The 1,188-nt window shown below is 54.5% G+C and carries 1 protein-coding gene; it reads right to left on the bottom strand.

Annotation, left to right across the window (positions count from 1 at the left end):
* Positions 1-733: 733 nt before the first annotated feature.
* Positions 734-1,096 (bottom strand): GNAT family N-acetyltransferase, encoded by a 363-nt coding sequence (locus FHT71_RS31175; RefSeq protein WP_183723312.1) that lies wholly within the window; start codon positions 1,094-1,096, stop codon positions 734-736.
* Positions 1,097-1,188: the final 92 nt, after the last annotated feature.

The raw sequence follows: 1,188 nt of genomic DNA on the forward strand, positions 1-1,188 counted from the left end.
CTTGAACGCATTGGAAGCTCCCGCGGACTGAAGCGTTCAGTTACCAATTACGGGCTGCGGTCAAGCTCCTTCTCTGCGCGAGCGTGTTGACATCACCGGTTCACACAGCCCTGGCAGCATGGGCCGACTGCCTATGCGATTTCACCGCGTGTTTGCGGTGATCGCCCTTGATGATCATCCGAAGGAGAATGTCAATGAACCGCGCTTTCATGGTTGCAGCGGTCGCTGCACTCTTTAACCTTACGACCCTTGCGCCATCTCCGGCGGCTCCTGTTTCATCGAAGGCACAGCAATCCAACCCAAAGGCAGTGAGTCAGCAGAAGGGCGAGTCTACCACACCGACGACCAATCGATTTCTCACTCCTCGAATGATGGATCGCAAGCGCCCGATGAATCCAGTCTGTGACCAAGGCTTTAAACCTGGCGCTCCTTCCAGCTGTCACTACTGACGCTCCAGCGAACATACTACCGGTCTACATCGGGTGCCCGGACGGGCTGGACACTTTTCGAAAAAGTATAATGATGGCGTAGCAAATTTCGATATCCAGCCGTCCACTAACTATATTGTTTTTGTTTATTTTCCGCGGCCCGGCTCTGGATGAAACGCATTCGGCGAACCGCGACACGGGCCTCCGTACCGTGGCAGCCTGAAGCCCGAGAGTTGTGTGGGTTGCGCTGGTCCTCTTTGCGCCAGAAGCGGTCATTTTCCGACTATTGGGCACGATGGCAACGGTTAGGTCCCTAGTCTCCGGTTTTCCGCAGAAAGCACCTTTCTTAGGAAAAACCGTCGAGGCGTACGGTCGTCCCCTTCGAGTTCCCCAAACTGCTCATAACCAAGCTTCAGGTAGAACGGTTTTGCTTGAAAGTCGTAGGTGTCAAGAAAGATACCCAGGTATCCCCGTTCGCGGGCAATGCGCTCCGCTTCTCCCATTAATTGACGGCCGAGACCCTTTCCTCGGAGTGCCTCAGGCACAACCAAATACTTGACGAATAGCCAATTGAGTTCATCGAACGCGTACAAGCCGCCGACGATCTCCGCAGTCTCGGGTTGCCTCAAAACTATACCAAGATGAGGCCATTCCGCTATGGTGCCGATTGAACTAAGCCGCTAGTCGCGGCAATTGGTGCCCGCTTTGAGAGATGCCTCCTGTCTGAGAGGATTTGGGTGTTGCAAACCCACCCTTCAGA

The organism is Rhizobium sp. BK060 (genome assembly GCF_014193145.1).
Lineage (GTDB): Bacteria > Pseudomonadota > Alphaproteobacteria > Rhizobiales > Rhizobiaceae > Rhizobium.